Below are 24,319 nucleotides of genomic sequence, written 5' to 3'. Positions count from 1 at the left end.
TCTTTATCTCTGCGAAAGGCCACCGATATGGCTAATTATGGCAATCTTCCCGCCCCCAGTCCCGAGCAGGGTCTGAACCGCTATCTTCAGGAGATCCGCAAGTTCCCCCTGCTGGAACCCGAAGAGGAATACATGCTGGCCAAGGCATGGGCCGACCACGAGGATTCCGAGGCCGCGCACAGGCTGGTGACCAGTCACCTGCGGCTCGCCGCCAAGATCGCCATGGGCTATCGCGGCTATGGCCTGCCCCAGGCCGAGGTGATTTCCGAGGCGAATGTCGGCCTGATGCAGGCGGTCAAGCGCTTCGATCCCGAAAAGGGCTTCCGGCTGGCCACCTATGCGATGTGGTGGATTCGCGCCTCGATCCAGGAATATATCCTGCGGTCCTGGTCATTGGTGAAGATGGGCACGACCAGCGCGCAGAAAAAGCTGTTCTTCAACCTGCGCAAGGCCAAATCCCGCATCGGCGCGCTGGAAGAGGGCGACCTGCGCCCCGATCACGTCGCCCAGATCGCCAATGATCTGAACGTGACCGAGAAGGAGGTGACCGACATGAACCGCCGCCTTTCGGGGGGCGACGCCTCGCTGAACGCGACGGTCGGCTCGGCCGAGGGGGATTCGACGGCGCAATGGCAGGACTGGCTTGAGGACGAAGACGCCAACCAGGCCGATTCCTATGCCGAATCCGAAGAGCTGGACACCCGCCGCCAGATGCTGATCGAGGCGATGGACGTGCTGAACGACCGCGAGAAGGACATCCTGATGGAGCGCCGCCTGCGCGACGACCCGATGACGCTGGAGGATCTGTCCGGTCGCTACGATGTCTCGCGCGAGCGGATTCGCCAGATCGAGGTGCGCGCCTTCGAGAAACTGCAGGACCGGATGCGTGTCCTTGCCCGCGACAAGGGAATGCGGGTGCCTGAAACGGTCGAATGAAGATGGCAAGGCGCCCGACAGGGCGCCGTCATCGGATCACAAATCGACAGGCGACCGGTGGGCACCCCTGCCGGTCGTCAAACCCAATAAAATTATAAAATAAATTATATTCAGCTCATTACTGCAATATACTCGAAAAATTCTTCGCAAGAATATACCGCCCATCCTCCCTTCCGAGCATATCCCGGGCATTGACCAGCCCCGCCACCACGCTATGGTCGTGGAAAACAACAGGCATGACCCAACCCCATGACGGCGCTGACGGAATTCGAACGCCTGGAGGCGCAGGGCTCGTGGCGCGAAACGCCCGAGGCGCGGCTGCGCGAGGTGATCGTATCGGTGGGCGACGCGACGCTCACGCTTTCGGATCCGAAATCCGACCAGCCACTGTCGCATTGGTCTCTACCCGCCGTGACCCGGCTCAACCCCGGCAAGATCCCGGCGATCTACAGTCCCCGCGCAGACGGACCCGACGAAACGCTGGAAGTTGACGATCCGCTGATGATCGACGCGATCGAGCGGGTCGAGCGCGCCATCGCCTCGCGCCGCGCCCATCCGGGGCGGCTCAGGGGCGGGCTCATGCTGATCGCGGCACTGGCCATGGCAGCGGCAGCGGTGATCTGGCTGCCCGACGCCATGACTCGCCACGCCGCCAAGATCGCCCCTCCGGCGCAGGCCCGTGCCATCGGCAAGGCGGTTCTGGCCGATATGACCCGCAGTACCGGCACCACCTGCGAACGCAGTTCGGGGCGGGCGGTGCTTGACTGGATCGCCCCCAAGCTCATCGCCGAAGGGGCAGAAATCCATGTCGTCCCCTCGCCCGTCAATGGCGCCCGCCGCCTGCCCGGCCAGATCTATGTCCTTGGCAATGACATGCTGCTCACCGCCCCCGGCCCCGAAGCCGCCGCGGGCCACCTGATCGCCGCGCAGATGGCCGTCTCGGACCGGGATTTGCTGCTGGACGCGCTGGAATATGCCGGCACCGGCGCGGTCCTGCGCCTGCTGACGCTCGGCACCCTGCCCGAAGATGCGCTCCGCGGCTATGGCGAACGGCTTCTCCAGCGACCCGCCCCCGCCCCGGACGACGAAACACTGTTGGGCGCTTTCGAGGAAAAGGGCATATCGAGCGAACCCTATGCGCGCGCGCTCGATCCCACCGGAAGCTCGCTCATGGCCCTGATCGAGGCGGATCCGTTCCGTGACACCCCTCCCCCGGACCCGCTGCTGACCGATCAGCAATGGCTGGCCCTGCAACAGATTTGCGCGGGATAAACCATCACCCGACGGAACGGAGCCCCGATGACCGACCCCACCCGACTTGACGCCGACGCTCTCTCCCATGCGATGGCAGATCGCAGCCTCAGCGCCGTAGAGGTGATGGAAGCGCATCTGGACCGGATCGAGACGGTCAATCCGCAAATCAACGCCATCGTCAGCCTGCGGCCCCGCGACGAATTGCTGGCCGAGGCACGGCAGGCCGATCAAGCCCCGCGCAAGGGCTGGCTGCATGGCATGCCCGTGGCGGTCAAGGACCTGGCGGCGGTGAAGGGAATCCGCACGACCTGGGGCTCGCCCATCTTCCGCGATCACGTCCCGCCCGCCGACGATGTGGTCGTGGCACGGATGCGGGACGCCGGGGCGATCTTTATCGGCAAGACGAATACGCCCGAATGGGGGCTTGGATCGCATAGTTTCAACGAGGTCTTCGGGGCAACCCGCAACCCCTATGACCCGGATCGCAGCGCCGGTGGATCCTCGGGCGGGGCGGCGGCGGCACTGGCGGCACGGATGGTGCCGGTGGCGGATGGCTCGGACATGATGGGAAGCCTGCGCAATCCGGCAGGTTTCTGCAATGTCTATGGTTTCCGGCCAAGCTGGGGACTGGTGCCGGGCGAGCCTGCGGGCGAAAGCTTCATGTCCAGCCTGGCGACGCTCGGCCCGATGGCGCGCAGCCCGCGCGACCTGGCGCATCTGCTGTCGATCATGGCCGGACCGCATTCGTCCCTGCCCTTCAGCCGCCCCGGCGGTGATTTCGCCGCCACGCTCGACGCCCCGGTGAAGGGAACCCGGATCGGCTGGCTGGGCGATTGGGGCGGCGCCTATCCCTGCGAGGACGGCATCCTGCCGCTTTGCGAGACCGCGCTGGAGAAACTGCGGGAAATCGGCTGCGAGATCGTTCCCCTCTCCCCGCCCTTCCCGGCCGAAAGGCTGTGGCAAAGCTGGATGACCCTGCGCGCCTTCCTGAATGCCGGGGCGAAACGGGCACTTTACGAGGACCCGGCGAAGCGCGCCCTGCTGAAGCCCGAAGCGGTATGGGAGATCGAGCAGGGGCTGAACCTGTCCGCCGCCGAGGTTTACGAGGCCAGCGCGATCCGCAGCCAATGGTATCGCCGCGCCGCCCGGATCTTCGAGCAGGTGGATACCATTGCCCTGCCCAGCGCGCAGTTCTGGCCTTTCCCGGTCGAATGGCGCTGGCCCGAGACCGTGGGCGACAAGCCCGCCGACACCTATCACCGCTGGATGGAAATCGTGGTGCCGGTCAGCCTCGCCGGATTGCCCTGCCTGTCGGTGCCGGTCGGATTCGGCGCGAATGGCCTGCCGATGGGGATGCAACTGGCCGGGGGGGCAGGCAGCGATGCGGCGATCCTGCACCTGGGGCAGGCATGGCATGAGGCCACCGGCTGGACCGACCATCTTCCGCCCGGGCTGTAGCCGGGTGGTTCCTTGCGTCCCGCGCTGGCCGGGGGGCTGCCTGCCCCCCGGTCCCCCGGGGATATTTGCATGAAGAAGAAGAGACAGGTCCGGGTTTTCCCGCCTGGCCGGGATTCTGTCGATGATCACTTATTCCATTATGGAAATAATCAGGCGCGTTGTCGAAAGATTGTGCTTGAAATGGAACCCGTCTCCTGCGCCTCGACGCGTAAAATCACCCTCGAAGCTGCGTAATGCAGGCTGCCGGTGTGCGGGCGGTGTACAGGTTGTGTACGCGCTGTGCGGGCGAAAATCCAGCATTTGCTGGCTGGATCGCGTCCCTGTTGCGGATGGTGCAGATGCGGCGCACGGTGCCGTTGCATGAGGCCCTAGACGAATTGCTCGCGGATCAGCCGTTCCTCCAGCCCGTGCCCCCGGTCGAACAGCAGCCGGTGCGAGATCTCGGCGGCGCTGTGGATATGCACCCGCGTCACATGCCGGATCGAACCCGAATCGGCATCGGCCATGACCGGGCGGCGTTCGGGGTTCAGCACCTCGATCTCGACCTGCGCATCCTTCGGCAAGAGCGCCCCCCGCCAGCGGCGGGGCCGGAAAGGCGCGATGGCCGTCAGGGCCAACACTTCGGAATCTATGGGTAAGATCGGGCCATGCGCGGAATAGTTATAGGCGGTGGACCCGGCCGGGGTCGAGACCAGCGCGCCGTCGCAGACCAGTTCATCCATGCGTTTCTTGCCGTCCACATGGATGCGCAGCTTGGCGGCTTGCGGACCTTCGCGCAGCAGGCTGACCTCGTTGATGGCCAGCGCCTCGTGCAGCGATCCGTCCTGGCAGGTGGCGCTCATCCGCAGCGGGTTGATGATCGTTTCCTCGGCCTCGGCAAGCCTGCGCGGCAGATCGTCCATGCTATAGGCGTTCATCAGGAACCCGACTGTACCCCGGTTCATCCCGTAGACCGGCAGGGCACGCCCTTCCATGGCATGCAGCGTCTGCAGCATGAAGCCGTCTCCGCCAAGCGCCACGACCAGATCGGCGTCATCCGCATCGGCGCAACCATATCGCTCTGAGAGGCTGGCCAGCGCCTCGCGCGCGATATCGGCCTGGCTGGCGGTGAAGTGGATTTTCGGCATCATCTGCTACGGCTGGCTCCTCTTGCCGGGCAGCATCGGCGCTGAATGGGTCGAAGACAAGCCCCGTCGCGCCGCAAGCGGTCCCGAAGCGGTCGTTTTGTTGCTTTTAGCCTGGCCGGGCTTGCGTTATGAGGGCAACATCCCTGCCGCAGCTTAGCCAGAAAGGACGCGTGACAGATGAACGCACCCACCCGCGACAACGGATTTTTCACCGAAGCCCTGACCAACCGCGACCCCGAGATCGCCGGCGCCATCGGTAAGGAACTTGGCCGTCAGCGCGACGAGATCGAACTGATCGCGTCGGAGAACATCGTCTCGAAGGCGGTTCTCGAGGCTCAGGGCACGGTCCTGACCAACAAATATGCCGAAGGCTATCCGGGCAAGCGCTATTATGGCGGCTGCCAATATGTGGACATCGTCGAGAACCTGGCCATCGAACGCGCCAAGAAGCTGTTCGACTGCGAATTCGCCAATGTCCAACCCAATAGCGGCAGCCAGATGAACCAGGCCGTGTTCCTGGCGCTGCTGAAACCCGGCGACACCTTCATGGGGCTGGACCTGAATTCCGGCGGTCACCTGACCCATGGCTCGCCCGTCAACATGTCGGGCAAATGGTTCAACGTTCTCAGCTATGGCGTGCGCCAGCAGGATCAGCTGCTGGACATGGAGGCGGTTGCCGAGGCCGCGCGCCAGCACAAGCCCAAGCTGATCCTGGCTGGCGGCACCGCCTATAGCCGCATCTGGGACTGGGCGGCATTCCGCAAGATCGCCGACGAGGTGGGTGCCTACCTGATGGTGGACATGGCCCATATCGCCGGGCTGGTCGCGGGCGGACAGCATCCCTCGCCGCTGCCGCATGCGCATGTGGTGACCACCACCACGCATAAATCGCTGCGCGGTCCGCGTGGCGGGATGGTGCTGACCAATGACGCCGATATCGCGAAAAAGATCAATTCGGCGGTCTTCCCCGGCCTGCAGGGCGGTCCGCTGATGCATGTGATCGCCGCCAAGGCGGTAGCTTTCGGAGAGGCCCTCGAGCCCAGCTTCAAGGATTACGCGGCACAGGTCGTCACCAATGCCCGCGCCATGGCGGACGAGCTGATGAAGGGCGGCATCGACATCGTGTCGGGCGGCACCGACAACCATCTGTGCCTCGCCGACCTGCGTCCCAAGGGCGTGACAGGCAAGGCGACCGAGGCCGCCCTGGGCCGCGCGCATATCACCTGCAACAAGAACGGCGTGCCCTTCGATCCCGAAAAGCCCTTTGTCACCTCGGGCATCCGCCTTGGTACCCCCGCAGGCACCACGCGCGGTTTCGGAGAGGCCGAGTTCCGGCTGATTGCCCGCTGGATCGTCGAGGTCGTCGATGGCCTTGCCGCCAATGGCGAAGAGGGCAACGGCGCCACCGAGGACAAGGTTCGCGCTGAAGTGGCCGAACTCTGCGCGCGCTTCCCGCTCTATCCGGATCTGTGAGGCCGACACGGCGCCTTGAACGCAGTCTTGGTGACTGGGCGCGGACCCGGCTGCCCCATTGGGCAGTCGAGTTCTCCATGTTCGTGCTCAAACAGGGATGGGCCTGCCTGTTCGGCGGGCTCATGCTGCTCGCGATCCTTGTCACCCGTGCCGTCTGGTCGCCGGACTGGGCGCTGCAACGCTATGACGCGCTGTTCCTGTTCGCGCTGCTAACGCAGGCCGCTTTCCTGATCTTCCGGCTGGAGAGCCTGACCGAGGCCCGCGTGATCCTGCTGTTCCACCTGACCGGCACCGCGATGGAGATCTTCAAGGTCGGTGCCGGATCATGGGCCTATCCCGAGGCGGGGCTGTTCAAGCTATGGGGTGTGCCGCTGTTCTCGGGCTTCATGTATGCCTCGGTCGGGTCCTACATGGCGCGGGTGATCCGTATCTTCGACATGCGATTTTCGCCCTATCCGCCATTCGCCCTGACGGTGCTGCTGGCCGTCGCGATCTATGTCAATTTCTTCGCGCATCATTTTCTGCCCGATATAAGGCTGGTCCTGTTCGCGGCAACGGTCCTGCTTTTCGGCCGGACGCGCATCTGGTTCAGGCTGAACGGCTGGTACTGGATGCCCCTGCCCGTCGCGGCCTTCCTGACCAGCCTGTTCCTGTGGATCGCCGAGAATATCGGCACCCTGACCGGCACATGGATCTATGCCGGGCAGTCCGCGCTGGACCATGTCTCATTCGCCAAGATCGGGTCGTGGTACCTGCTGCTCTATGTCAGCTTCGTGACCGTGACCATTGCCGCGCGAGATGCGATCCGCTCCGCTGCCCCCGAACGCCCGGAACGCACCACGCAGGCCGATCATCCGACCCCGTCCCCGGAAGCCCTCAGCTCTGCCAGCCCGGTTTACGTTTCTCGAAGAAGGCGCTGATGCCCTCGGGGGCCTCCTGCCCTTCCCAGACCGCGACCAGCCGGTCGATGCTGTCCTCGATCTCGGCTTCCGTGATGCGCGGACCGAGAAAGCGGCACTGCGCCTTGGCCGCCGCGATCGCACCTGGCGCGCCAAGAAGGAAAGGCGCGATCTCGGCCTCGACCGCCTTGTCGAGATCCTCCGGAGCAACGACCCGCGCGACAAGGTTCAGCGCCAGCGCCTCGGACGCATCGAAGATCCGCCCGGAAAAGAACACCCGCCGCGCCCGGTCCTCGCCCATCCGGGCCAGCACATAGGGGCCGATGGTCGCCGGGATCAGGCCAAGCTTGACCTCGGTCAGTCCGAATTTCGCGGTCTCGGCGGCGATGGCGATATCGCAGACCGACATCATCCCGATTCCGCCGCCAAAGGCATTGCCATGCACCCGCGCGATCAAGGGCTTGGGCAAAAGGTTCAGCGCCGAAAGCATCCCGGCCAGAACCCGTGCGCCCGCCCGCCTTGTCCCGGCATCGGCGGCGATCTGCTGCTTCATCCAGCCCAGATCCCCGCCGGCGCAGAAGCTGGCCCCCTCGCCCGCAAGCACCACGACCCGCACCGCCGGATCGGCGCCAAGCTGCGCCGCCGCCGCCGTCAGATCCTCGATCAGTTGCTGCGAGAGCGCGTTATGCTTGTCGGGGCGCGCCATCCATAATTTGGCGACGCCGCGCGCATCGGTCTCGATCCGGATCGTCTCAAACATCTTCATCCTCCCGCATGGCACGCGCCATTGCCGCGGCCCTTTCGATCACCTCCATGTCCAGCCCGGTCGCATGACCGACCGCCGCCAGATGCGCCGCCACAGCCTCGGTCGCGACATTTCCCTTGGCACCGGGCGCATAGGGGCAGCCGCCCAATCCCCCGACCGCCGCATCGAACACGCGCAGCCCGCGTGCCAGTGAAGCGTCGATATTCTCGAGCGCCCGGCCAGCGGTGTCGTGATAATGTCCGGCGAGCCGTTCCGGCGGCAACTCGTTCAGAACCGCCGACAGCATTGCGTCGATGGTTTCAGGGCGGCCCTGGCCGATCGTGTCGCCAAGGCTGACCTCGTAGCAGCCCAACTCGCGCAGCGCCGCCGCCACGCGGGCCACATTGGCCGGGGGCGTAGGGCCGTCAAAGGGGCAATCCGTCACGACGCTGATATAGCCGCGCACGGGAATTCCGTCGGCCTGCGCGGCCTCGGCCACAGGGGCGAAGCGTTCCAGCGACTCGGCGATCGTCGCGTTCAGATTGGCCTTGCTGAAGCCCTCGGATGCGCTGGCGAAGATCGCCACCTCGCTGGCCCGCGCAGCTTTCGCCCCCTCGTAACCCTTCATGTTCGGCGTCAGTACCGCATAGCTGACTCCGGGCCTGCGGGTGATCCCGGCCATGACCTCGGCGGCGTCGCCCATCTGCGGCACCCATTTCGGAGAGACGAAGCTGGTCACCTCGATCCGCCGGAAACCGGCCGTCGAGAGCAGATCGACCAGCGCGATCTTTTCCGCCGCCGGGATCAGGCGCTTTTCATTCTGCAGCCCGTCACGGGGGCCCATCTCGAATATCTCGACCGTCTCAGGCATCGGGCACCTCGTAGAATTCCTTGGCATAGATCAACTGATCGCCCGGTTTTGGCAGGGTCGCACGGAAAGCCGGACGCGCCTTGCAACGCTCCAGATAGGCGATCAGCGCGGGGCGGTCATCGAAGCGCACGAAACGCGCGGCGATATAGACGGAATAACCCACCGCGCAATCGACGCCCGAGAAACCCTCGGGCATCAGCCAGTCCTGCCCGGCGACGGTCTGCGCCACCAGCCCGAGCGTGCGCGACAGGCGCGCCGCCTCCAGCCGCATCACGGTGGGCGAGCGCATGTAATCCTCGCGCAGCACGATGTGATGCTGGGTCAGGTTGGCCAGATGCTGTCCCAATGTCTCGGCGAAATGCAGCCAGTTCAGCCAATCGGCCCGCCCCTCGGCGCCGGGCGCGCGCATCAGTTCAGGGGCGCGGGTCTCGCAGAGATACTCGATGCAGGCGCCGGATTCGCGGATCAGGTGCCCGTCCACCTGCAGCGCGGGAACACGCCCCGCCGGATGGATATCGCTATAGGGAGGCTGGCGCATGGACTTGTCGAAGAACGACAATTCGCGCAGCTCGTAATCGCAGCCGATTTCCTCGAGCAGCCAGCGCACCCGCATCGAGCGCGACAGCGGCACATGCCACAGGACGGGATTATCGCTCATTCCTCTTCCTCCTCCAGCCGGATCAGCGGCGCGCCCGCCTCGACCTGATCCCCGGCGCTCGCCATCACCTCGGCCACCACGCCGTCGCGCCATGCGGTCAAGCTGTGCTCCATCTTCATCGCTTCCAGCACGGCGAGCCGGTCGCCCGCCTTCACCGCCTGCCCGGCCTTCACATGCACGGATTTCACCAGCCCCGGCATGGGCGCCAGCGTGACCTCGTCACCCGCGGCGGCGGCATCGCGGGCCAGCGGGTCGAGCGGCACCAGATGCACGGTGCGGCCCCCGAAGACGCTGACCCCGGCATCATGGCTGACGATCCGGTGACGCATCAGGGTCTCGTCCACCCACCAGCGCCCGCCCTGCCAGCGCACCTCGTGGCCGGTGCCGTCCAGCGTGACCCGAGCGGCACCGGGGCCAAGCACCTCCAGCACCGCCTCGCCGCCCTCCCACGCGATTGTCCGGCGCAGCGGCTGCCAGAGCGTCGCCCCGCCCTTCACCTGCGGGTCGGCCAGCCCGGCCAGCCCGACCACCGCCAGCGCCCTGACACGGGGATCGGCTTCGGCGGCGGCGACCAGAGCATCGAGGTCGCTGCCGATCAGCCCGGTATCCACCTCGCCCTCGCGAAAGCCCTCATGCCGGGTCAGCGCGATCAGGAAATCCAGATTGGTGACCGAGCCCGCCACCTCGGTATCGACAAGGGCCGATTCCAGCGCTCGCAAGGCGACCGCGCGGGTCGGGCCATGGGTCACGATCTTGGCGATCATCGGATCGTACCACGGGCTGATCGCATCGCCCTGCCGCACGCCGGTCTCGATCCGCGCGGCATCGGGGAATTGCAGATGCGCCAGCCGTCCGGTCGCGGGCAGGAAACCCGCAGGGACATCCTCGGCATACAGCCGCGCCTCGAAGGCATGGCCGGTGATCCGCAGATCCTCCTGCCGGGCGGGCAAGGGCTCGCCACTGGCGACGCGCAGCTGCCATTCGACCAGATCGATGCCGGTGATCGCCTCGGTCACGGGATGCTCGACCTGCAGCCGGGTATTCATCTCCATGAACCAGAAACCATCGGGCCGCAGCCCCTCGCTGCCATCGACGATGAACTCGATCGTGCCCGCGCCCTTGTAGCCGATCGCCTCGGCGGCGCGGGTGGCGGCGGCGCCCATGACCTTGCGCATCTCGGGCGTCATGCCGGGGGCCGGGGCTTCCTCGATCACCTTCTGGTGGCGGCGCTGCAGGGAGCAATCCCGCTCGAACAGGTGAACCGCGCGATGCCCGTCGCCAAAGACCTGCACCTCGATATGGCGGGGCTGCAGGATGTATTTCTCGATCAGCACATCGGGATTGCCGAAAGCATTCCTCGCCTCGGATTGCGCCGAGGCCAGCGCATCGGCGAACTCGCCGGGATCGTCCACCCGGCGCATCCCCTTGCCGCCACCACCCGCAACGGCCTTGATCAGCACCGGGTAGCCGATCCTCCCGGCCTCCTGCGCCAGGTGGGCGGGGTCCTGATCCGCACCGTGATAGCCCGGCACGACCGGCACCCCGGCCTCTTCCATCAGTGCCTTGGCGGCATCCTTCAGCCCCATCGCCCGGATCGCCTTGGCCGATGGGCCGATAAAGACCAGCCCTGCTGCCTCGACCGCATCCACGAAATCGGGATTCTCGGACAGGAAACCGTAACCGGGATGGATCGCCTGCGCCCCGGTGGCCTTGGCGGCTTCGATGATCCGGTCACCTTGCAGGTAACTGTCAGCCGGAGCGGGTCCGCCCAGATGCACGGCCTCGTCAGCCATGGCGACATGGCGGGCGGCGCGGTCGGCATCGGAATAGACGGCGACGCTTGCAACGCCCATGCGGCGGCAGGAAACAATGACACGGCAGGCGATTTCGCCGCGATTGGCAATCAGGATCTTCTGGAACATGGCAGGTCCTTGGCTTGGCGGCCGCCGGGGGCTTCGCGCCCCCGGACCCCCGCGGGATATTTGCATGAAGAAGAAGAGGTCATCCGAGCGCCTCTTCGAGATACCGGGCAGCAGCGTGGTCAAAGGCGACCAGCGTCACCTGAAAGGATTCGCCATGTTCCCGGATCGTCTCGACGGCGATACGAGCGGCGCGGTCGGGTGGAAAACCGTAGATGCCGGTCGAGATCGCCGGGAAGGCGATGCTGGCGAACCCGTGCTCGCGGGCCAGCATGAGGCTGTTGCGATAGGCCGAGGCAAGCAGGTCGTCCTCGCCCTGATCACCCCCTCGCCAGATCGGGCCGACCGTATGGATGACATGCCGGGCGGGCAGATCGTAGCCGCCGGTGATGCGCGCCTCCCCCGTCGGGCAGCCACCGATCCTGCGGCATTCCTCCAGCAAGCCGGGCCCTGCCGCGCGATGGATCGCTCCATCGACACCGCCGCCGCCAAGCAGCGTCTCGTTGGCCGCGTTGACGATGGCATCAACGGTCAATGTGGTGATATCTCCCTGCCAGACCCGTATCATTCCGGCCCCTTCTTCTTCATGAAAATATCCCCGCCGGAGGCATCCATCATCGCCACAATCACATCCGGAAGACACCGAAGCGCGTCGGTTCAATCGGCGCGTTCAGGCTGGCGCGCAGCGACAGGGCCAGCACCTCGCGGCTTTTCCGCGGGTCGATGATGCCGTCATCCCAAAGCCGCGCCGAGGCATAGAGCGGGTGCGACTGGCGCTCGAACATCTCGATCGTGGGGCGCTTGAATTCCGCCTCTTCCTCGGCGGACCAGCTGCCGCCCTGCCGCTCGATCCCGTCGCGCTTGACGGTGGCCAGCACGCCCGCCGCCTGTTCCCCGCCCATCACCGAGATCCGGCTATTGGGCCATGTCCACAGGAAGCGGGGCGAATAGGCGCGGCCCGCCATGCCATAGTTCCCCGCCCCGAAAGAGCCGCCGACCAGCATGGTGATCTTGGGCACCGAACTCGTGGCGACCGCCGTCACCATCTTGGCGCCGTGGCGGGCGATGCCCTCGTTCTCGTATTTCCGGCCGACCATGAAGCCGGTGATGTTCTGCAGGAACACCAGCGGAATGCCGCGTTGCGAGCAAAGCTCGATGAAATGCGCGCCTTTCTGCGCTGCTTCCGAGAACAGCACGCCGTTATTGGCGACAATGCCGACCGGGCAGCCCTCGACATGGGCGAAACCCGTCACCAGCGTCTCGCCGAAACGCGCCTTGAACTCGTCGAAGCGCGAGCCGTCCACGGTGCGGGCTATCACCTCGCGGATGTCATAGGGTGTACGCAGATCGGCGGGCACCACTCCGAGGATCTCGTCGGGGTCATAAGCCGGGGGTTCGGGCGATTGCCAGAGGACGCTTTCGGGCATCCGGCGGTTGAGATTGCCGATGGCGCGACGGGCCTGCGCGAGCGCATGGGCATCGTCCTCGGCCAGATAATCGGCGACGCCGGACAGGCGGGTATGGACGTCGCCGCCGCCCAGATCCTCGGCCGTCACGACCTCTCCGGTGGCGGCCTTGACCAGCGGTGGACCGGCGAGGAAGATCGTGCCCTGATCGCGGACGATGATCGTCACATCCGACATGGCGGGCACATAGGCGCCGCCCGCGGTGCAGGAGCCCATGACCACGGCGATCTGCGGAATGCCCTTGGCCGACATCTGCGCCTGATTGTAAAAGATGCGTCCGAAATGATCGCGGTCGGGAAAGACCTCGTCCTGGTTGGGCAGGTTCGCGCCGCCGCTATCCACAAGGTAGACGCAGGGCAGATGGCATTCCGCCGCGATCTCTTGGGCGCGGAGGTGTTTTTTCACCGATATCGGGTAATAGGTGCCGCCCTTCACCGTCGCGTCATTGGCGACGACCATCACGTCCTGGCCATGAACCCGCCCGATCCCGGCAATCACACCGGCACCGGGCGCCGCGCCATCATACATGCCATGCGCCGCCGTCGCGCCAATTTCGAGAAAGGGCGAGCCGGGATCGAGCAGGTTCGCCACCCGTTCGCGCGGAGGCATCTTGCCGCGGCTGACATGGCGCTCCATCGACTTGGTCCCGCCCCCGGCGGCGGCTGCCTCGGCGGCCTCGCGAGCGGTGGCGAGCAGGGCCACATGCGCTTCGCGATTGGCCTTGAATGCGTCGGACGTGGTCAGGGCTGCGGATTTGAGTTTCATACGCGGCGGGCTCCGATCTGGAAAAATTCGGTCGTCATCTGGCGTCGGTTGCAGGGACATGCGCTATCCATCGCTGCCTCCCTCGATTTCGGCAATCGCCAGATTCCGCAATTCCCGCCGCATCACCTTGCCGGTCACGGTCATCGGAAGGGCGTCGAGAAAGGCGATCTCGCGCGGGTAGGAATGCGCGGCAGAAAATCGTTTGGCGTGGGATTGCAACTCGGAGGCCAGATCTGTCGATGGATCGAACCCGTCCCGCAACACGATGTAAGCCTTGACGATTTCCGTTCTTACGGGATCGGGCTTGCCGACGACCCCCGCCTGCGCGACCGCGGGATGTTTCAGCAGGCAATCCTCGATCTCGGAGGGGCCGATGCGATAGCCCGCCGATGTGATCACGTCATCGTCGCGTCCCACAAAGCGGATATAGCCATCCTCGATCACGCCACGGTCACCGGTCACCAGCCACTCGCCGCGGAATTTCTCGGCCGTCGCGTCGGGGCGGTTCCAGTATTCCAGCATCATCGACCCGGCCCCGCGCCGCACGGCGATATCGCCCTCGGCATCGGTCGGCTGGCCGCTTTCGTCGATCACCTGCACATCGAAGCCCGGCACGGCCTTGCCGATCGACCCCGGACGGGCGGCGAACATCGACGCGGTCGAGGAAGCCACCATGTTGCATTCGGTCTGGCCGTAGAATTCGTTGATCGTCAGGCCAAAGGCCTGCCACCCCCAATCCAGCATCTCGGCCCCGAGCGTCTCTCCGCCGGATGCGACCGAGCGCAACCCGGTGATGGAGATATCGGCGGCCTTCAACATTTTCAGCGCGGTCGGTGGGAAAAAGATGTTCCGCACCCCGCAATCGGCGATCAGCCGGGTCATTTCGGAAGGATCGAATTTGGGCATCCGGACCGCCACCACCGGCACGCCAAGCGCGAGTCCCGGCATCAGCACGTCGAACAATCCGCCGATCCATGCCCAATCCGCAGGCGTCCACAGGCAATCGCCGGGCTGGCCGAGCAGGTCGTGGCTCATCTCGACGCCCGGCAGATGGCCGGTCAGCACGCGGTGACCATGCAGCGCGCCCTTGGGTGCCCCGGTCGTGCCTGATGTATAGATGATCACCGCAGGGTCTTCAGGGCCCGTCGGCAGGGGGGCGAAGGGGCCTGCCTCAGGCAACCCGTCTTCGGGCACGATCACCCGAAGATCGGGGAAACTGCGCAGCATCTCGCGCCCCTCGGCATCGGCGATCACCGTGCGGACACCGGCATCGCGCAGACGCAGTTCCAGCGCCTCGGGACCGAACAGCTTGAACAACGGGATCGAGATCGCCGCCGATTTCCACACTGCCAGATGCGCCGCCGCCGTCCAGGCCGATTGCGTGCGCAGAACCGCCACCCGCTCGCCCCGCTGCGCCTGCAATGCATGGGCCAATGTCGCGGCCATTTGCGCCAGTTCCGCATAGGTCACGGGATGCGGCGTGCCGTCATATTCGATGATCGCCACGCGCGATCCATGATGCGACAGGCATTGATCGGCCATGTTCAGACGGGCGGGGAAATCCCAACGGAAATCGCGCCGCAGTGCCGGATAGTCATGGCAGGTCAATGTGGTCATTCCCGCATCCCCTCCAGACGGGTATTCAGCAGTGCCCAATGCCGCGCGGCCTCGTCCCTTTGGCATTTCAACCGGGCGAGATCACCGCCTGCCTCGCGCGCTTTGGCCGCTTCCATCGCATAATTGCACAGGCTATCACGGAAACCGATCCAGGCATGCTCGGTCTGGCGCAGCATTTCCTGGGGTTTGATCCCGGCGTCGCCCTCTTTGTCCAACAGCGCCTGATAAATATCGCTCAACTTGGCTTCCCAAGCCTGATGCGAGGCGTCGAGACAGTTCTTCTCGACGAAATCGGGATCGTCCCCAGTATATTTCGTCTCTGCATATTCACGGCAAGCCTGCATTCCGGCATCCGCGCAATCGCCGCCCTCTCCCGCCTCGATGCATTGGTCGATCGCCGCCGGGTCCAACCCCGAGGCATCGCCGGCGAAGACAGGCAACGCGTTGAGGTTGATGGCGAAAGCGGCAATCGTGATCGATCTCGTCAGCTTCATGATGTCCTCCAAACGGCTATGCTCCCCCAACCCCGCCAGACCGCGGGCGTTCAAGCAAAGCCTCGTGAGGCGAGGTCAGTTTCCACCATCCTCACGGCGATACTCCTCCAGCCAGAGCGCCTGCCTTGCGGTCAGGATCATATGGCAATTCTCTCCGGCGGGAATCCGGCCCGAGCCCATGCCCCACCGCGAATATTCATAGGCACAGGCGGCGTCACGAAACTCGATCCAGCGCCGCTGCATATCCTTCAGCAACGGTGCCTGCTCGCCAGCGGGAGAGTCCCCCTCGGCGGCTTCGCGATCCATGTTCTCCGCCGATGCCATCAACGCGGAATAGGAATCGTTCAGACGCGCGTCCCACCAATCCGATTCTTGCTGCAGGCATTGGAACATCCCAGAGGTCGAATAACCGCCCTCTCCTTCCATGCATTGCTCGGCGGCCACGCCGATGCAGCTTTCCGCGTCCTTGTCGTCGCCTTGCTCGGCGCGTAGCGAGGCGTTGTCGAGGCAGGTCTCCAGCAGAGTCGGGTCAAAGGCAGGCAGCTCGGCATCCTGCGCCATCGCCCCACCCGCGATCACCGTGAATGCAATGACGAGTCCCCGCATCAGACCAGCCCCATCAGCTCTCGCCCGATCAACATCCGGCGGATTTCGCTGGTGCCCGCGCCGATCTCCATCAGCTTGGCATCGCGGAACAGGCGGCTGACCACGCTGTCATTCAGGAAACCGGCACCACCAAGGGCCTGCACCGCCTGATGCGCCTGAACCATCGCCTGCTCGGAGGCGTAAAGCACCGCGCCCGCCGCGTCCTGCCGCGTCACCTTGCCCGCGTCGCAGGCCCTGGCCACCTCGTAGACATAGGCGCGCGCGGTGTTCAGGGCGACATACATATCGGCGATCTTGCCCTGCATGAGCTGGAACGACCCGATCGGCTGGCCGAACTGCTTGCGCTCGGCGACATAGGGCATCACCTCGTCCAGACAGGCTGCCATGATCCCGGTGCCGATGCCCGACAGCACCAGCCGCTCGTAATCGAGGCCCGACATCAACACGCGCACGCCACGGCCTTCCTCGCCCAGAACATTCTCAAAGGGGATCTCGCAATTCTCGAAGATCAACTCGCCGGTGTTCGAGCCGCGCATTCCCAGCTTGTCGAAATGCGGGCTGGTCGAGAAACCCTGCATCCCGCGCTCGACGATAAAGGCGGTGATGCCCTTACTGCCGGCATCCGGGTCAGTCTTGGCATAGACCACCAGCGTCTGCGCATCCGGCGCGTTGGTGATCCAGTATTTGTTGCCGTTCAGGACGTAGCGGTCATTCTTCTTCTCGGCCCGCAGCTTCATGCTGACGACATCGCTGCCCGCCCCTTCCTCGGACATGGCCAGCGCGCCGACATCCTCGCCACTGCACAGCCGGGGCAGGTATTTCGCCCGCTGCTCATCCGTGCCGTTCAGCTTGATCTGATTCACACACAGGTTCGAATGTGCCCCATAGGACAGGCTGACCGAGGCCGATGCCCGGGCGATCTCCTCGACTGCGACCACATGCGCCAGATAGCCCATGCCGGAGCCGCCATATTCCTCGGATACGGTCATGCCCAGAAGGCCCAATTCGCCCATCTCGGTCCAGAGCTCGTTGGGAAACTCGTTCTTGCTGTCCACCTCGCCCGCCAGGGGCTTGACGCGTTCCTGCGCCCAACGATGCACCATATCGCGCAACGCGTTCACATCCTCGCCAAGATCGAATTGCATTCCCTGGGTGAACATCGCGCCCCTCCTCCCATTTATTGAACATACGTTCATTTAATATGATTATGCCAAGCGGATGCCTTCCGTCAAGCAAAGCCTGCGCCCGATCCCCCTGCAGGTCAATATTGCAGCTTTTGGACATGACCGGATTGCGCTAGTCCTGCCTGCATTGTGGAATACAGGGATACGGATCCATGCGGCTGAAACTTCTGCGCCATGCACCCCCGGTGACCGGAGGACGGCTGGCCGGGCGCCGCGACGTGGATGCCGATTGCAGCGATTCGACCGTCTGCGCGCGGATGCGGCACATGATCGGCGATCCCGGTCAGGTGATCTGCAGCCCGGCGCAACGATGCCTGCAGACCGCCGCCGCGTTGGGGCTGGACATCGCCGGAACCAATCCCGCCATATGGGAACAGGATTACGGCGATTGGGAAGGGCTGCGCTACGAGGATTTACCCGATCTCGGCGATCTCTCCCCAGAGCAGATCGCCGCCCATCGGCCCGAGGGGGGCGAAAGCTTCGACGACATGACCGCCCGCGTCTTACCCGAGTTGCAGGCTTTGACGGATGATACCTTGATCGTCGCCCATGCCGGAACGGTCCGCGCGGCATTATCGCTGGTCGTGGGACCGGCGGCACTGTCCTTTTCGATCTCCCCGTTATCACTGACGATCATGCGAAACACCGGCAGTGGCTGGGCGGTCGAGGCAGTGAACCTGACGGCGGAGGCAGGATGTTCCCCCTGACCGCCCTGATCGCATTGCTGGTCGATGCGCTTTTCGGCTGGCCCGATGCGATCCATCGCCGCCTTGGCCACCCGGTCGTCTGGATCGGCAACCTGATCGCGCGGTTGGACAACCAGATGAATCGGGGCGCACAGCGCTTCGGCAAGGGAATGGCGGCCAGCCTGATCGTCATAGCTGCGGCGGTCTTGCCCGCGCTGTTTCTGCAATCCTTGCTGGGGCCGGTCATCGCCGGATTGCTCGCATGGCCGCTGGTCGCGGCTCGATCCCTGCATGACCATTTGCGGGCGGTCGAGAGGCCGCTTCTGGCCGACAATCTCGGTGCCGCCCGCGAGGCGACCTCGATGATCGTGGGACGTGATGTCACCCGTGCGGACGAAGCCGCGCTTGCGCGGGCCAGCATCGAGAGCCTGGCAGAGAATGCCTCGGATGGTGTGGTTGCGCCGCTGTTCTGGGCTGCGGTAGCCGGGCTGCCGGGGATCGCCGCCTACAAGGCGATCAACACGCTGGATTCGATGATCGGGCACCGAACGCCGCGCCACGAGGAATTCGGCCGTTTCGCGGCGCGATTGGACGATGCGGCGAACTGGCTGCCGGCCCGGCTGACGGCATTGCTGTTTACGCTCGCTTCGGGTTCGCTGCATCCTTGGCGGATTGCAAGACGCGATGCGGGTGCCCATCGCTCGCCCAATGCGGGCTGGCCCGAGGCCGCAATGGCCGCCGCATTGCGCGTGCGCCTGTCGGGGCCACGCGCTTATGGTCAGCGGATCGCCCAAGAGCCCTGGCTGAATGGCGAGGATCGCGACCCCGTGGCCCAGGATTTCGAGCCGGCACTGGCGCTCTATCGCCGGGCAATCATCGCGGGCGGAATCATGCTGCTGGTGATGGTTTTGCTTTGAGTAAAAATAACGAATATCCGCTGTTTTAGCCGGACTTTCGACCCGCCACTCCGGATACTGGCTCTCGCCATCGCCCCGGTTCGAGGGGCATCACTTGAAAATACCGGCATTTTCGTCGATGAACCCCGTATCAACGGCCACGCGGGGCACGAGACATGGTCGGGCAGCCCCTGCCCGGTTTCGTTGAAGAATACCGAGCGATGACATGTCCGGCCACCAACCACCGGGCAGTTTTCAAGGGAAAACCGATCATGACCGAACATGCCATCATCATGCGCGCCGTGAACAAGTTCTACGGTGATTTTCATGCGCTGGTCGATATCGATCTGACTGTCGAGCGGGGCGAACGGATCGTCATCTGCGGCCCGTCCGGCTCGGGCAAATCGACGCTGATCCGCACCGTCAATCAACTGGAGGCGATCCAGTCCGGCACCATCACCGTGGACGGGGTCGAGCTGACCGCGGGCGGCGACAATGTCGCCAAGGTGCGCCAGGATGTCGGCATGGTCTTTCAAAGCTTCAACCTGTTCCCGCATATGACCGTGCTGGAAAACTGCATGCTCGCCCCGATGAAGACCCGCAAGATCCCGCGCGCCGAGGCCGAGGAAACCGCGCGGCACTATCTGGAGCGGGTGAAGATCCCCGAACAGGCGGAAAAATATCCGGCGCAACTATCCGGCGGACAGCAGCAGCGCGTGGCCATCGCCCGCGCCCTGTGCATGAAGCCCCGCATCATGCTGTTCGACGAGCCGACCTCGGCACTGGATCCCGAGATGGTCAAGGAGGTTCTGGACACGATGATCGATCTTGCCCGCGAGGGAATGACGATGCTTTGCGTGACGCATGAGATGGAATTCGCCCGCGCCGTGGCCGACCGGGTGATCTTCATGGACAAGGGCGTGATCGTCGAGGAAAACGCCCCCGACAGTTTCTTCGGCGCTCCGAAAAATCAACGCCTGCAAAACTTCCTTGGACAAATCGCATGAGCCTTCCACGCATTCTGAGCCTTGCCAAACTCGAACCGCAGGACGTGGCTGATCGCCTGACCACGACTTACCAGGTCATCCGCGACATCGCCGCAGCGACGGATGTCGAGGTGGTGCTGACCACCGGCGGCCTCGGGCTGTCCGCCAAGCAGATGGCGGCGCTGCCTGCCCTGCGGCTGATCGCGGTGAACGGTGTCGGCGTCGATGCCGTCGATCTGCCCGAGGCGCGCCGCCGCGGCATTGCCGTGACCACGACCCCCGACGTGCTGTCCCTCGCCGTGGCCGAAATGGCGCTTGGCCTGGCATTAGCCGCCGGTCGCCGCATCGCCGAGGGAGATCGCTTCATCCGCTCCGGGGCCTGGGCTGACAAGAACAAGCTGCCCCTGGGCATGTCGGTGCTGGAACGCCGGGCGGGAATCCTCGGTTATGGGCGGATCGGGCGCAAGCTGGCCGATCTGCTGCGCGGCATGGGGATGGAGGTTCTTTATACCGCCCGCTCCGAAAAACCGGGGGTGCCCGACAGCTATCGTCCCGACCCGCTTTCCCTGGCGCGCGATTGTGACCTGCTTTTCGTCACCGCCGCCGGAGGAGCCGAAAACCGTGGCCTCGTCGATGCGGAGATCCTGACGGCGCTCGGGCCTCGGGGGGTCGTGGTCAATGTCGCCCGCGGCCCGGTGGTCGAGACCGCCGCGCTGGCGCATGCGCTGCAATCCGGCCAGATCGCCGGTGCCGGGCTGGATGTCTTCGATGACGAGCCGAATGTGCCGCCCTCCCTGCTGGAGGCGCCGAATTGCGTTCTGGCCCCGCATATCGGCTCGGCCACCACAGAGGCGCGGCGCGCGATGGCACAACTGGTGCTGGACAATATCGACGCCTATTTCGCGGGCCGTCCCCTGCCGACGCCTTACGAGCAAGGCTGACATCTGCGGAAGATCGGTTGGCGGGACACCTGCGACCTCATGGTGAAGCGGAACCGGCGCATAGCGGCCAAATCTCGTGTTTCGATCACAGATGACGCATGGAAACGGGTGAACCGAAATTCCCGCCCATCGGTTTGCATCTGGTCGAACAACGCACTAGGCTGGGGTTGAAAGGATGATGAGGCCGTTGCCCTCATCCTTACCGCCGGCGCGCCCCCGGCCGCCCATGTGGCGTCCTTGCGCCACCTTCTTCTCACACAAAAACGATCGAGATATAGACATGAGCCAAGTAAGCAGCGGCGATGTTGTCCGTATTCACTATACCGGCAGACTGCCCGATGGCACCCAGTTCGATTCCTCCTCCGGGCGCGAACCCCTGGAATTCAAGGTCGGCGGTGGCCAGATCATTCCAGGCCTCGACCGCCAGATCGAGGGCATGGCTGTGGGCGAGAGCGGAACGCTCACCATTCCCGCAGACGAAGCCTATGGCCCGCGCGACGAAAACCAGATCCAGACCGTGTCTCGTACAACGCTTCCGCCGGATCTCGAGCTTTCCCTCGGCACCAACCTTCAGGCGACGACTCAGGACGGTGGCCAGATCGCCCTTACTGTCGTTGATCTGACCGAAGAGGAAGTGACGGTCGACGCCAACCATCCGTTGGCCGGCCAGGATCTGATCTTCGACGTCGAAGTGGTGGAAATCGTCGAAGCCTGAACCATTTTGAAACAAGGTGGGCGCGGATTGCGCCCGCCTTACCACCATCCCAACGAGAAATTCGGAGGGGCTTTGCTGTCGTTTCAAGCGGCAAACGCCTGCGATTGCGAGATTGGCCTGGTGATTTCGATCACACCTCCTTCACGCATTTCCTGCATTTTGCCCGACTGCCGACCGAGGCCGCCCCGAGTACATCGGCGGCCTTGGGCTATGGCCGATCCGTTTTCGGCGGGCGAAGGCGACAATCTTGTGTCCCAGGATGCGCCGGAAAGCTGCAAGGCACTGTCGATACCTAGAGCCTGTCGCGTTGGTTCGGAAATGTCGGGCATTTGCGTCCCGCGATGGCCGGGGGCGCTGCCCCGTCGTCGGCAGGTCTCTCGAACCAGTGGCGCGACCTCCCGGCGACCCCCCGGGGTATTTGGATGAAGAAGAAGGGATCGAATCCGGATGAGCGCAACACGCTCTAAAAGACATCGCCCGGATGCGACATTCGGGGCGTGGCTGTAACAGATCGCCGTTTATTAACGTATCAGCAAACAGTCGGCACGAATTACCCGGCCGCGCGTTTATGAACGGGACAGCCCATGATCGAACAAAAATCGGAATCTCATATCTTCACGATACTCGCCGCAGGTGCGCTTGCCACGCTTGCCTTCGATTCATATGGTCAGGCGATCAGCCCCCTGATCGGCATGTCGAAACTGGCACCGGTGCCGCTGGCGACCCAAACTATCCAGGTGTTGACCGGATTCAGGTCCCCCGAGCTCGGCTATCTTCTGCATGTCATCACCGGACTGATCTTCTACCCGCTCGGCTGGTATCTGATCGCCCGGCCCATCCAGCAGAAACTCATGCCCGCCCTGCCATGGATCGTGACGGCTCTTGCCTATGGCGTGGTGCTCTGGGTCTTTGCGCTTTACATCATGGCGCATCTGGTCGCGGGCAACCCGCCCTTCCTGGGCTTTACCGGAATCACATGGGTCGCGCTTATCGGCCATGTGCTCTTTGCCGTTGTCGCTGCGTGGATCATGGAAACACGCGAAGCCGTCATGGTTCGCTGAGACGTTTCCGGGGGCTTTTCAGCCCCCGTATTTCCCGTCAGGCGAACGCGCCCCTTACCCTTCGGGGAAGAAGGCGAAGCGGATCACGAACAGCGCGGCGACGATCCATGTCGCCGCGTGAACCTCGCGCGCACGGCCGGTCAACAGCTTCAGCACCGCGTAGCTGACAAAGCCAAAGGCCAGCCCGTTGGCGATGGAATAGGTGAAGGGCATGGCAATCGCGGTCAGCACGGCTGGCGCGGCCTCGGTCACGTCGTCGAAATCGACCTCGGTCAGTTCCCGCACCATCAACGCCGCCACGTAGAGCAATGCCGGAGCGGTCGCGACAGCGGGCACCGCGCCCGCAAGCGGCGCAAAGAACATCGCCAGCAGGAATAATGCCGCGACAACCAGCGCCGTCAGACCGGTCCGGCCACCCGCCTGCACGCCCGAGGCGCTTTCGGCATAGGCGGTGGTCGAAGAGGTCCCCAGCATCGAGCCCGCCAGGATCGCCGATGAATCCGCCATCAGCGCACGGCCGAGATTCTTGTTCTTATGCGTCGGCCCCTCGGTCAGAAGCCCCCCGCGCTTGGCGACACCGATCAGGGTCCCGGTAGCATCGAATACCTCGACCAGCACCATGACCAGGATCACGTGGAAGATGCCGAAGCTCAGCGCGCCCAGCAGATCGAGCTGCATGAAAGTCGGCGCGATAGAGGGCGGTGCGGACATCACGCCGCTGAACTGGGTCACGCCCAGCAGCATCGCCGCCACGGTAATGACGAGGATGCCGATCAGGATCGATCCGGGAACCTTGAGCGCATCCAGTGCCGCGATAATGAAGAAGCCGGCAATCGTCAGCAGCGTCCCCGTCGAGGTCAGGTCGCCAAGCATGACGAAGGTCGCATCGCTGGCCACGACAATCCCCGACGATTTCATCGCGATGATCGCCAGGAACAAGCCGATCCCGGCGGCAATCGCGCTGCGCATCGAGGTCGGAATGCCCGAGATCAGCCAGCGACGGATTCCCGTCACCGACAGGATCAGGAAGATGATCCCGCTGACGAACACCGCGCCGAGCGCCTCTTGCCACGTAAAGCCCATCGCCCCCACGACGGTAAAGGCGAAAAACGCGTTCAGCCCCATTCCCGGTGCCATGCCGATGGGCCAGTTCGCCCACAGCCCCATGATGGCCGAGCCGATTGCGGCCGCAAGGCAAGTCGCCACGAAGACCGCGTCCCGGTCCATGCCGGTCGAGGACAGGATGTCGGGATTGACGAAAATAATATAGGCCATTGTCAGGAAGGTGGTCACGCCTGCGATCACCTCGGTCCTGATACTGCTGCCATGCTCGGCCAGCTTGAAGTAACGTTCCATGAATTCTCCCTCCGCGCGGCCAGCGAGGCCGCCATGCCGCAGCTTATTGGTGTCGCGATCCGTCCTGCAATCTGCCCGAAACCGGAAGTCTTTCAATGCTGGATTGAAACCGCAACCGATCTTCGCCGTTTCATTGATACAGAATTTCACTCTTGCCCGCTTGCCGGGCCATGCCCCGCGATGTTTGTTGTAGACTGATGAGCCAA

At 64.4% G+C, this 24,319-nt stretch carries 24 protein-coding genes; 12 read left to right on the top strand and 12 right to left on the bottom strand.

Annotated elements, in window-relative coordinates:
• Positions 1-27 precede the first annotated feature (27 nt).
• The 3 genes from rpoH (at position 28) to JHX88_RS06340 (ending at position 3,648) form a co-directional block, all read left to right on the top strand.
• Positions 28-936 carry an RNA polymerase sigma factor RpoH gene (gene rpoH, locus JHX88_RS06350; RefSeq protein WP_076525070.1) on the top strand — a complete coding sequence of 303 codons (909 nt, stop codon included), beginning with the start codon at positions 28-30 and terminating at the stop codon, positions 934-936.
• A gap of 249 nt (positions 937-1,185) precedes the next feature.
• On the top strand, positions 1,186-2,208 hold the full coding sequence (locus JHX88_RS06345) for a hypothetical protein (RefSeq protein ID WP_076525072.1): 1,023 nt from the start codon (positions 1,186-1,188) through the stop codon (positions 2,206-2,208).
• 27 nt (positions 2,209-2,235) lie between these two features.
• Positions 2,236-3,648: an amidase gene (locus tag JHX88_RS06340; protein WP_076525074.1), complete on the top strand. Its 1,413-nt coding sequence runs from the start codon at positions 2,236-2,238 to the stop codon at positions 3,646-3,648.
• Between the two features lie 368 nt (positions 3,649-4,016).
• On the opposite strand, the gene JHX88_RS06335 is transcribed toward JHX88_RS06340, so the two are convergent.
• Complete coding sequence (locus JHX88_RS06335) at positions 4,017-4,778, bottom strand: NAD kinase (protein ID WP_076525076.1); 762 nt, start codon at positions 4,776-4,778, stop codon at positions 4,017-4,019.
• Between the two features lie 174 nt (positions 4,779-4,952).
• Between JHX88_RS06335 and glyA the strand changes: the two genes are divergently transcribed.
• Positions 4,953-6,248, top strand: coding sequence for a serine hydroxymethyltransferase (gene glyA, locus JHX88_RS06330; RefSeq protein WP_076525078.1), 1,296 nt, complete (start codon positions 4,953-4,955; stop codon positions 6,246-6,248).
• A gap of 77 nt (positions 6,249-6,325) precedes the next feature.
• The gene (locus JHX88_RS06325) at positions 6,326-7,168 is read left to right on the top strand and encodes a DUF817 domain-containing protein (protein ID WP_084203026.1); all 843 of its coding nucleotides are present in this window, start codon (positions 6,326-6,328) and stop codon (positions 7,166-7,168) included.
• Here JHX88_RS06325 and JHX88_RS06320 read toward each other — a convergent pair.
• The 10 genes from JHX88_RS06320 to JHX88_RS06275 form a co-directional block, all read right to left on the bottom strand.
• Positions 7,125-7,907, bottom strand: a complete 783-nt coding sequence (locus JHX88_RS06320; RefSeq protein WP_076525080.1) for a crotonase/enoyl-CoA hydratase family protein — start codon at positions 7,905-7,907, stop codon at positions 7,125-7,127. The genes JHX88_RS06325 and JHX88_RS06320 overlap by 44 nt on opposite strands.
• Positions 7,900-8,763, bottom strand: coding sequence for a hydroxymethylglutaryl-CoA lyase (locus tag JHX88_RS06315; RefSeq protein ID WP_076525081.1), 864 nt, complete (start codon positions 8,761-8,763; stop codon positions 7,900-7,902). Before JHX88_RS06315 ends, JHX88_RS06320 begins: the two co-directional genes overlap by 8 nt.
• The gene (locus JHX88_RS06310; RefSeq protein WP_076525083.1) at positions 8,756-9,421 is read right to left on the bottom strand and encodes a glutathione S-transferase family protein; all 666 of its coding nucleotides are present in this window, start codon (positions 9,419-9,421) and stop codon (positions 8,756-8,758) included. Before JHX88_RS06310 ends, JHX88_RS06315 begins: the two co-directional genes overlap by 8 nt.
• Positions 9,418-11,343 carry an acetyl-CoA carboxylase biotin carboxylase subunit gene (locus tag JHX88_RS06305; protein ID WP_076525084.1) on the bottom strand — a complete coding sequence of 642 codons (1,926 nt, stop codon included), beginning with the start codon at positions 11,341-11,343 and terminating at the stop codon, positions 9,418-9,420. Before JHX88_RS06305 ends, JHX88_RS06310 begins: the two co-directional genes overlap by 4 nt.
• Before the next feature lie 79 nt (positions 11,344-11,422).
• Positions 11,423-11,908 (bottom strand): O-acetyl-ADP-ribose deacetylase, encoded by a 486-nt coding sequence (locus JHX88_RS06300; RefSeq protein WP_076525086.1) that lies wholly within the window; start codon positions 11,906-11,908, stop codon positions 11,423-11,425.
• Positions 11,909-11,966: 58 nt separating this feature from the next.
• Positions 11,967-13,571, bottom strand: coding sequence for a carboxyl transferase domain-containing protein (locus JHX88_RS06295; protein ID WP_076525088.1), 1,605 nt, complete (start codon positions 13,569-13,571; stop codon positions 11,967-11,969).
• Between the two features lie 63 nt (positions 13,572-13,634).
• Positions 13,635-15,188, bottom strand: coding sequence for an AMP-binding protein (locus JHX88_RS06290; protein ID WP_076525090.1), 1,554 nt, complete (start codon positions 15,186-15,188; stop codon positions 13,635-13,637).
• Complete coding sequence (locus tag JHX88_RS06285; protein ID WP_084203064.1) at positions 15,185-15,682, bottom strand: lysozyme inhibitor LprI family protein; 498 nt, start codon at positions 15,680-15,682, stop codon at positions 15,185-15,187. Before JHX88_RS06285 ends, JHX88_RS06290 begins: the two co-directional genes overlap by 4 nt.
• A gap of 75 nt (positions 15,683-15,757) precedes the next feature.
• Positions 15,758-16,288, bottom strand: coding sequence for a lysozyme inhibitor LprI family protein (locus JHX88_RS06280; RefSeq protein WP_076525092.1), 531 nt, complete (start codon positions 16,286-16,288; stop codon positions 15,758-15,760).
• Complete coding sequence (locus JHX88_RS06275) at positions 16,288-17,448, bottom strand: isovaleryl-CoA dehydrogenase (protein ID WP_076525094.1); 1,161 nt, start codon at positions 17,446-17,448, stop codon at positions 16,288-16,290. Before JHX88_RS06275 ends, JHX88_RS06280 begins: the two co-directional genes overlap by 1 nt.
• Positions 17,449-17,624: 176 nt before the next feature.
• Here JHX88_RS06275 and JHX88_RS06270 point away from each other — a divergent pair, with 176 nt between their 5' ends.
• From JHX88_RS06270 to JHX88_RS06245, 6 genes are all read left to right on the top strand, one after another.
• On the top strand, positions 17,625-18,179 hold the full coding sequence (locus JHX88_RS06270; RefSeq protein WP_076525096.1) for a histidine phosphatase family protein: 555 nt from the start codon (positions 17,625-17,627) through the stop codon (positions 18,177-18,179).
• A complete protein-coding gene (gene cbiB, locus JHX88_RS06265; RefSeq protein WP_076525099.1) occupies positions 18,167-19,075 on the top strand; it encodes an adenosylcobinamide-phosphate synthase CbiB in 909 nt (302 codons plus the stop codon). Before JHX88_RS06270 ends, cbiB begins: the two co-directional genes overlap by 13 nt.
• 251 nt (positions 19,076-19,326) lie before the next feature.
• Positions 19,327-20,061, top strand: coding sequence for an amino acid ABC transporter ATP-binding protein (locus tag JHX88_RS06260; protein WP_076525455.1), 735 nt, complete (start codon positions 19,327-19,329; stop codon positions 20,059-20,061).
• On the top strand, positions 20,058-20,981 hold the full coding sequence (locus JHX88_RS06255; RefSeq protein ID WP_076525102.1) for a 2-hydroxyacid dehydrogenase: 924 nt from the start codon (positions 20,058-20,060) through the stop codon (positions 20,979-20,981). The genes JHX88_RS06260 and JHX88_RS06255 overlap by 4 nt, the downstream gene beginning before the upstream one ends.
• Positions 20,982-21,261: 280 nt before the next feature.
• Positions 21,262-21,696: an FKBP-type peptidyl-prolyl cis-trans isomerase gene (locus tag JHX88_RS06250; RefSeq protein WP_076525105.1), complete on the top strand. Its 435-nt coding sequence runs from the start codon at positions 21,262-21,264 to the stop codon at positions 21,694-21,696.
• Positions 21,697-22,280: 584 nt separating this feature from the next.
• Positions 22,281-22,757, top strand: coding sequence for a hypothetical protein (locus tag JHX88_RS06245; protein WP_076525108.1), 477 nt, complete (start codon positions 22,281-22,283; stop codon positions 22,755-22,757).
• A 54-nt stretch (positions 22,758-22,811) separates the two neighbouring features.
• On the opposite strand, the gene JHX88_RS06240 is transcribed toward JHX88_RS06245, so the two are convergent.
• Positions 22,812-24,113 carry an NCS2 family permease gene (locus JHX88_RS06240; RefSeq protein WP_076525457.1) on the bottom strand — a complete coding sequence of 434 codons (1,302 nt, stop codon included), beginning with the start codon at positions 24,111-24,113 and terminating at the stop codon, positions 22,812-22,814.
• A gap of 33 nt (positions 24,114-24,146) precedes the next feature.
• Here JHX88_RS06240 and JHX88_RS06235 point away from each other — a divergent pair, with 33 nt between their 5' ends.
• A complete protein-coding gene (locus tag JHX88_RS06235; RefSeq protein ID WP_176011423.1) occupies positions 24,147-24,311 on the top strand; it encodes a hypothetical protein in 165 nt (54 codons plus the stop codon).
• Positions 24,312-24,319 lie beyond the last annotated feature (8 nt).

This window comes from Paracoccus saliphilus, from assembly GCF_028553805.1.
In the GTDB taxonomy this organism is placed as follows: domain Bacteria; phylum Pseudomonadota; class Alphaproteobacteria; order Rhodobacterales; family Rhodobacteraceae; genus Paracoccus; species Paracoccus saliphilus.
Note: the sequence above shows the minus strand (reverse complement) of the source record. Positions and strands in the feature narration are given on the sequence as shown.

Coding starts and splice junctions, on each gene's coding strand:
- rpoH (WP_076525070.1), top strand. CDS start 28: ATGGCTAATTATGGCAATCTTCCCGCCCCCAGTCCCGAGCAGGGTCTG.
- JHX88_RS06345 (WP_076525072.1), top strand. CDS start 1,186: ATGACGGCGCTGACGGAATTCGAACGCCTGGAGGCGCAGGGCTCGTGG.
- JHX88_RS06340 (WP_076525074.1), top strand. CDS start 2,236: ATGACCGACCCCACCCGACTTGACGCCGACGCTCTCTCCCATGCGATG.
- JHX88_RS06335 (WP_076525076.1), bottom strand. CDS start 4,778: ATGATGCCGAAAATCCACTTCACCGCCAGCCAGGCCGATATCGCGCGC.
- glyA (WP_076525078.1), top strand. CDS start 4,953: ATGAACGCACCCACCCGCGACAACGGATTTTTCACCGAAGCCCTGACC.
- JHX88_RS06325 (WP_084203026.1), top strand. CDS start 6,326: ATGTTCGTGCTCAAACAGGGATGGGCCTGCCTGTTCGGCGGGCTCATG.
- JHX88_RS06320 (WP_076525080.1), bottom strand. CDS start 7,907: ATGTTTGAGACGATCCGGATCGAGACCGATGCGCGCGGCGTCGCCAAA.
- JHX88_RS06315 (WP_076525081.1), bottom strand. CDS start 8,763: ATGCCTGAGACGGTCGAGATATTCGAGATGGGCCCCCGTGACGGGCTG.
- JHX88_RS06310 (WP_076525083.1), bottom strand. CDS start 9,421: ATGAGCGATAATCCCGTCCTGTGGCATGTGCCGCTGTCGCGCTCGATG.
- JHX88_RS06305 (WP_076525084.1), bottom strand. CDS start 11,343: ATGTTCCAGAAGATCCTGATTGCCAATCGCGGCGAAATCGCCTGCCGT.
- JHX88_RS06300 (WP_076525086.1), bottom strand. CDS start 11,908: ATGATACGGGTCTGGCAGGGAGATATCACCACATTGACCGTTGATGCC.
- JHX88_RS06295 (WP_076525088.1), bottom strand. CDS start 13,571: ATGAAACTCAAATCCGCAGCCCTGACCACGTCCGACGCATTCAAGGCC.
- JHX88_RS06290 (WP_076525090.1), bottom strand. CDS start 15,188: ATGACCACATTGACCTGCCATGACTATCCGGCACTGCGGCGCGATTTC.
- JHX88_RS06285 (WP_084203064.1), bottom strand. CDS start 15,682: ATGAAGCTGACGAGATCGATCACGATTGCCGCTTTCGCCATCAACCTC.
- JHX88_RS06280 (WP_076525092.1), bottom strand. CDS start 16,288: ATGCGGGGACTCGTCATTGCATTCACGGTGATCGCGGGTGGGGCGATG.
- JHX88_RS06275 (WP_076525094.1), bottom strand. CDS start 17,448: ATGTTCACCCAGGGAATGCAATTCGATCTTGGCGAGGATGTGAACGCG.
- JHX88_RS06270 (WP_076525096.1), top strand. CDS start 17,625: ATGCGGCTGAAACTTCTGCGCCATGCACCCCCGGTGACCGGAGGACGG.
- cbiB (WP_076525099.1), top strand. CDS start 18,167: ATGTTCCCCCTGACCGCCCTGATCGCATTGCTGGTCGATGCGCTTTTC.
- JHX88_RS06260 (WP_076525455.1), top strand. CDS start 19,327: ATGACCGAACATGCCATCATCATGCGCGCCGTGAACAAGTTCTACGGT.
- JHX88_RS06255 (WP_076525102.1), top strand. CDS start 20,058: ATGAGCCTTCCACGCATTCTGAGCCTTGCCAAACTCGAACCGCAGGAC.
- JHX88_RS06250 (WP_076525105.1), top strand. CDS start 21,262: ATGAGCCAAGTAAGCAGCGGCGATGTTGTCCGTATTCACTATACCGGC.
- JHX88_RS06245 (WP_076525108.1), top strand. CDS start 22,281: ATGATCGAACAAAAATCGGAATCTCATATCTTCACGATACTCGCCGCA.
- JHX88_RS06240 (WP_076525457.1), bottom strand. CDS start 24,113: ATGGAACGTTACTTCAAGCTGGCCGAGCATGGCAGCAGTATCAGGACC.
- JHX88_RS06235 (WP_176011423.1), top strand. CDS start 24,147: ATGCCGCAGCTTATTGGTGTCGCGATCCGTCCTGCAATCTGCCCGAAA.